5 protein-coding genes and 1 pseudogene are annotated in these 5,206 nt (G+C 78.3%); 4 read left to right on the top strand and 2 right to left on the bottom strand.

Annotation, left to right across the window (positions count from 1 at the left end; genetic code table 11):
- Positions 1 to 318: pseudogene (locus tag GTR00_RS14055) on the top strand (hypothetical protein); the annotation flags it as partial.
- A 129-nt stretch (positions 319 to 447) separates the two neighbouring features.
- On the top strand, positions 448 to 1,689 hold the full coding sequence (locus GTR00_RS25880; protein WP_166612233.1) for an MFS transporter: 1,242 nt from the start codon (positions 448 to 450) through the stop codon (positions 1,687 to 1,689).
- Positions 1,690 to 2,037: 348 nt separating this feature from the next.
- Here the strand turns inward: GTR00_RS25880 and GTR00_RS14045 are convergent, their stop codons facing one another.
- Positions 2,038 to 2,793, bottom strand: coding sequence for a decaprenylphospho-beta-D-erythro-pentofuranosid-2-ulose 2-reductase (locus GTR00_RS14045; RefSeq protein ID WP_166612232.1), 756 nt, complete (start codon positions 2,791 to 2,793; stop codon positions 2,038 to 2,040).
- A gap of 209 nt (positions 2,794 to 3,002) precedes the next feature.
- On the opposite strand from GTR00_RS14045, the gene GTR00_RS25875 reads away from it, so the two are divergent.
- Positions 3,003 to 3,944, top strand: a complete 942-nt coding sequence (locus GTR00_RS25875; RefSeq protein ID WP_166612231.1) for an AEC family transporter — start codon at positions 3,003 to 3,005, stop codon at positions 3,942 to 3,944.
- Positions 3,945 to 4,002: 58 nt separating this feature from the next.
- Here GTR00_RS25875 and galE read toward each other — a convergent pair whose 3' ends face one another.
- Positions 4,003 to 4,974 carry a UDP-glucose 4-epimerase GalE gene (galE, locus tag GTR00_RS14035; protein ID WP_166612230.1) on the bottom strand — a complete coding sequence of 324 codons (972 nt, stop codon included), beginning with the start codon at positions 4,972 to 4,974 and terminating at the stop codon, positions 4,003 to 4,005.
- 92 nt (positions 4,975 to 5,066) lie between these two features.
- Here galE and GTR00_RS26420 point away from each other — a divergent pair.
- Positions 5,067 to 5,206, top strand: a 140-nt coding sequence (locus GTR00_RS26420) for a type I phosphomannose isomerase catalytic subunit (RefSeq protein WP_407659697.1), incomplete at its 3' end; no start/stop codon positions are given.

Below are 5,206 nucleotides of genomic sequence, written 5' to 3'. Positions count from 1 at the left end.
GGGTTCGCCGGGCGCCCCGAGCGGGTGCGCCCGGGCCTGCGCACCGTGGCGGCCGCGCTGCGCCGGCACGCCGTGCTGCTGACGGGGCTGCGGCCGGGCGCCGCGGAGGCCGCCGTGGAGCGCGCCGCCGACGCCCTGCTGCACGCCGTGGAGTGCTGGGCCGCGCTGGAGGGCTGCGCGGAGGTGCGCGTCAGCGTCGGCGCCAGCCTGGCGCCGTGGCGGGCGGCCACCGCCGCCGAGGCGCTGGCGCAGGCCGGCGCCGCCCTGGGCGCGGCGCGCGCCGCCGGCGGGGACTGCGCCCGCATCGGCGCCGCCTGAGGCACCGCCTGAGGCACCGCCCGGGGCGCCGCCCCCGCCCCTGAACCGGTTCGGTCGGGCCCCGGTCGCTGTGGGAGGCTGCTGGCACCGGCACAGCCGCCGGCCCCGGGCGGCACCGCCCCCGGGCGAGTGGACGGGAACGGTGACATGGCGGGCTACGTCGCGCTGCTGCGCGATCGGCGGGTGGCGGCGCCCTTCGCGGCGTCCGTGGTGGCCAGGCTCTCGATCGCGACCATCCCCCTGGGCCTGGTGCTGCTCGTGCGCGACCTGCGCGACGCCTGGGGCCTGGCGGGCCTGGTGACGGGCGCCTTCGCGATCGGCCTGGCGCTGGGCACGCCCTTCTGGGGGCGCGGGCTGGACCGGCACGGGCAGCCGCGGGTGCTGGTGCCCACCGCCAGCGCCAGCGCGGCGCTGCTGCTGGTGCTGACCGCGGCCACGGCCGTGCCCGCGGTGCCCGCCGCCGCGCTGGTGCTGCTGGCGTTCGCGGTGGGCCTGGCGTTCCCGCCGCTGAGCCCGGCGATGCGCGTCACCTGGCGGGTGGTGGTCACCGACGAGCGGCTGCGCCGGCGCGGCTACGCCCTGGACGCCGTGGCGGTGGAGACGATCTTCGTCGCCGGCCCGCTGCTGCTGACGCTGCTGCTGGCGCTGGGCCCGGCCGTGGTGCCGCTGGTGGCCACCGCGCTGCTGCTGGCCGGCGGCACCCTGGCCTACTGCCGCTGCGAGGGCGCGCGCACCGCCCCTCCGGTCCCCGCCCGCGGCGAGGTCGCCACCGGCTCCGGCGCCGGGCTGGGCGTGCTGCGCTCGGCCGGCATCCCCGCGATGCTCGCCGTCATGGCCGCCATGAGCGTGGGCTTCGGCCTGCTCGACGTGTCGATGGCGGGCATGGCCGAGGAGCGCTTCGGCTCCGCCGACGACCTCGGGGTGCTCTTCGCCGCCATCGCCGGCGGCAGCGCCGCGGGCGGGCTGGCCTACGGCAGCCGCTCCTGGCGCAGCAGCGACCGCTCCCGCCTGGTGCTGACCCTCACGGGGTTCGGCGTGCTGCTCGTGGGGCTCTCGGCGAGCGCCGCCGGCAGCGTGCCGCTGCCCCTGCTGCTCGTGGCGCTGTTCGTCACGGGCCTGTTCATCTCCCCCAACCTCATCGCCGCGCAGCACCTCGTCGACGACCTGGCGCCCCGGCACCGGCTGGCCGAGGCGCAGGCGTGGCTGTCCACGGCGATCACCGCCGGCGCCGCGATCGGCAACGCGCTCGCCGGCGCCGTCCTGGAGCACCGCACGGCGCAGGTGTCGCTGGCCGCCGCGGCCAGCACCGAGGGCCAGCGCGCCCCCACCACCGTCACCGACGACCCGGACAGCGCGTGCACGAGGAAGTAGAACGGGGCGTGCACGAGGTCCACGTGCTGCACCAGCCGCCACACCTGCTCCGCCGAGCGGCCGGCGACCGCGACCGTCACCGCCTCGTCGCGCCACGGGCTCGGCGTGCCCAGCCGCCAGGAGAACACCGCCAGGCCCGCCAGGGCGGCCAGCGCCCCGACCAGCGCGTCCACCCGCCGCAGCGCCCCGCGGCGCGCGCCGCGCACCACCACCGGCGGGCGCGCCGCGCCGGCGAGCACCTCCCGGCGCGCCCCGGGCAGGAGGGGGCCGGTGCGCTGCGCGTCCGCCTGCGTGCTCAGATCGACCTCGCTCGTCACCGCTCCTGCGGCTGCCCCCCGGGGGTCCACGTCACAGCGGCAGCCTGCGGAACACGGGCGCCGGGACGTGGCGCAGGGCCGACATCACCCAGCGCATCGGCTCCGGAGCCCACACGGTCTCCTTGCCGGTGCGCACGGCGTCGACGGCGACCTCCGCCACCTGCTCCGCGGACACGGACAGCGGGGCCGCCTTCAGCCCCTCGGTCATCTTCGTGGTGACGAAGCCGGGGCGCACCACGACGACCCGCACCCCCGCCGGGCGCAGCGCCTCGCGCAGCCCCGTGAAGAACGCGTCGAAGCCCGCCTTGGAGGAGCCGTAGACGAAGTTGGAGCGGCGCGCGCGCTCGCCGGCCACCGACGACAGCGCCACCAGCACCCCGTGGCCCTGCTCGCGCAGCCGCTGCGCCAGCAGCACGCCCAGGCGCACCGGGGCGGTGTAGTTCACCGTCGCCACCAGCTCGGCGGCGTCGGGGTCCTGCCAGGACCGCTCGTTGTCGCCCAGCACGCCGAAGGCCAGGACGGTCACGTCCACGTCGCCGGCGGCGAAGGCCTCGGCGACGACCCGCTCGTGGCCGGCGGTGTCGGTGGCCTCGAAGTCCAGCGTGCGCACCGCGTGCCCGCGCCGGTGCAGGCGCTCCACGGCCGCGTCGCGCCGCTCGCCGGGGCGGGCGGCCAGCGTCACCTCCACGGGCCGCTGCGGGCTCAGCCGCTCCACGACGGCCAGGCCGATGTCGGAGGTGCCGCCGAGCAGCAGCACGGAACGGGGGTTGCCGAGGGCGTCGATCACGGGGCGTCTCCAGGCCGGGTCGGGGGAGCGGGGGCGGTCGCGGCGGACCGGCCCGACCCCGCCGGCCCGCCGGGGTCCGGACGCCCGGACGAGCCGTCCGACCCTAGCAACGCCACCGCACCGCCCCGGCGCCCGCGTGCGCGCCGGGCGGGCGCGCACGGGCCCTAGCCTGCACGGGTGCCGACCCCGCCCGAGCCGCCCCGTCCCGCGTGAGCGGTGTCCTCACCGGCTTCGTGGTCGTCGCCGCCGTGGTCGCCGTCGGCTACGCGCTGGGCCGCACCGGCGCCCTGGGGCCGGGGGCGCAGACCGTCGTCTCGCGGCTGGTGTTCTTCGTGGGCACCCCCGCGCTGCTCGTGCGGACCCTGGCCGGCACCGACCCCGCCGAGCTGCTGTCCGCGCAGGTGGGCGTCACCGCCGCCGGCGTGGCCGCCTGCGCGCTGCTGTGGGGGCTCCTGGCCCGCTGGTGGCTGCGCCTGGGCGCCCGCGAGCTCGTCGTCGGCGCCCTGGGCTCCTCCTACGTCAACGCCGTCAACATCGGCCTGCCGGTGGCCGCGTACGTCCTGGGCGACCTGACGGCGGTGCTGCCGGCGCTGCTGCTGCAGCTGGTCGTGCTCACCCCGGTGGCCCTGGCCGTGCTCGACGTGCTCCAGCAGCGCCCGGCGGGGGCGCCCGCCGGGCGCGGGGCGCGGGCGCGGCGGCTGCTGGCGCCCCTGGCCAACCCGGTGCTGCTGGCCAGCGCCGCCGGCCTGGCGCTGACCCTCACCGGCACCTCGCTGCCCACCGCCCTGGACCGGCCGCTGGAGCTGCTCGCCGGGCTGTCCGTGCCCGGCGCGCTCCTGGCCTTCGGCATGTCGCTGCACGGGCGGGTGGCCACCGGCCTGGCGCGCCGCGACGTGCTGCTGGCCACCGGCCTGAAGGCGCTCGTGCAGCCGGCGGTCACCTGGGCCGCGGCCCGCTGGGGGTTCGGCCTGGACGCCGCCGCGGTGCACGCCGCGACCGTGGTGGCCGCCCTGCCCACCGCCCAGAACGTCTTCACCTTCGCGGTGCGCTACGACGCCGGGCGCGAGCTGGCCCGCGACACCGTGCTGCTGACCACGGTGCTGTGCGTGCCGGTGGTGCTGCTGGTCGGCGTCCTGGTGCCGCCGGGCTGAGCGGCGGACCGGGCGGCGGACCGGGCGGCGGACCGGGCGGTGCCGGCGGCGGGCGCGGTCAGCGCGCCGCCCGCCACGCCTCCCACGCGGAGGCCACGGTGTCGCGCAGGCCCTTGGAGGCGCTCCAGCCCAGCTCCCCGCGGATGCGCCCGACGTCGGCGACCAGCTGCGGCGGGTCCCCCGCGCGGCGCTCGCGCACCTCCGGCTCCACCCGGGCGCCCGTGACCTCGCGCACCACCCGCAGCACCTCCAGCACGGAGGCGCCGGTGCCGGTGCCGACGTTGAAGACGTCGTGGCCCTCGCCGGCGTCGCCCGCGAGGTGGTCCAGGGCCGCCAGGTGCGCCTCGGCCAGGTCCAGCACGTGCACGTAGTCGCGGATGCAGCTGCCGTCCGGCGTGGGGTAGTCCCCGCCGAAGACCACCGGCGCGCGCCCGGCGTCCAGGGCGGTGAAGACGATCGGGATCAGGTTCATGACGACCGAGTCGCCCAGGTCCGGCCAGCCGGCGCCGGCGACGTTGAAGTAGCGCAGGTTCGCCGAGCGCAGCCCCCACGCCACCCCGGCGGCGCGGTTCATCCACTCGCCCACGAGCTTCGTCTGCCCGTAGGGGTTGATCGGCTCGGCGGGGCCGTCCTCGCGCACGACGTCCACCTGCGGGGCGCCGTAGGTGGCCGCGGAGGAGGAGAACACCAGCCGGCCCACGCCCGCGTCCTGCATGGCCTGCAGCAGGTTCGCCTGCCCGCCGACGTTCTGCTGCCAGTACCAGGCGGGCTTCTGCACCGACTCGCCGACCTGCTTGCGCGCCGCGAAGTGCACCACGGCGTCCACCGAGCGCTCCGCGAAGGTGCGGCGCAGCACCTCCTGCGCGCCCTCGGCGGCCAGGTCCAGCTGCACCAGGGGGGAGTCGCCCACCCGGTCGGCGCGGCCGTTGGACAGGTCGTCGACGACCACGACCTCCTCGCCGCGCTGCTGCAGCAGCCGCACCACGTGGGAGCCGATGAAGCCCGCGCCACCCGTCACCAGAACGCTCATGGCCGTGATCGTAGCCAGGCGGGGGGCCCGGCGAGCCCCGGTCGGCGGGCGTTCACCCCCGCGGGGGCCCCCCTTTCCCTAGGCTGCGCGGCGTGTTCCTCCTCGACAACCGCGTCCAGCCGTACGCGTGGGGCACCGCGCACGCCATCCCCGAGCTGCTCGGCGTCCAGCCGGACGGCGGGCCGCAGGCGGAGCTGTGGATCGGCGCCCACCCCGCGGCCCCCTCCACCGC

Origin of the sequence: Kineococcus indalonis (assembly GCF_009906395.1) — a bacterium.
Taxonomy (GTDB): Bacteria; Actinomycetota; Actinomycetes; order Actinomycetales; family Kineococcaceae; genus Kineococcus; species Kineococcus indalonis.
Note: the sequence above shows the minus strand (reverse complement) of the source record. Positions and strands in the feature narration are given on the sequence as shown.

Bases quoted from the DNA above. Each gene is read 5' to 3' on its own strand.
- galE (WP_166612230.1), bottom strand. From the start codon at position 4,974: ATGAGCGTTCTGGTGACGGGTGGCGCGGGCTTCATCGGCTCCCACGTG.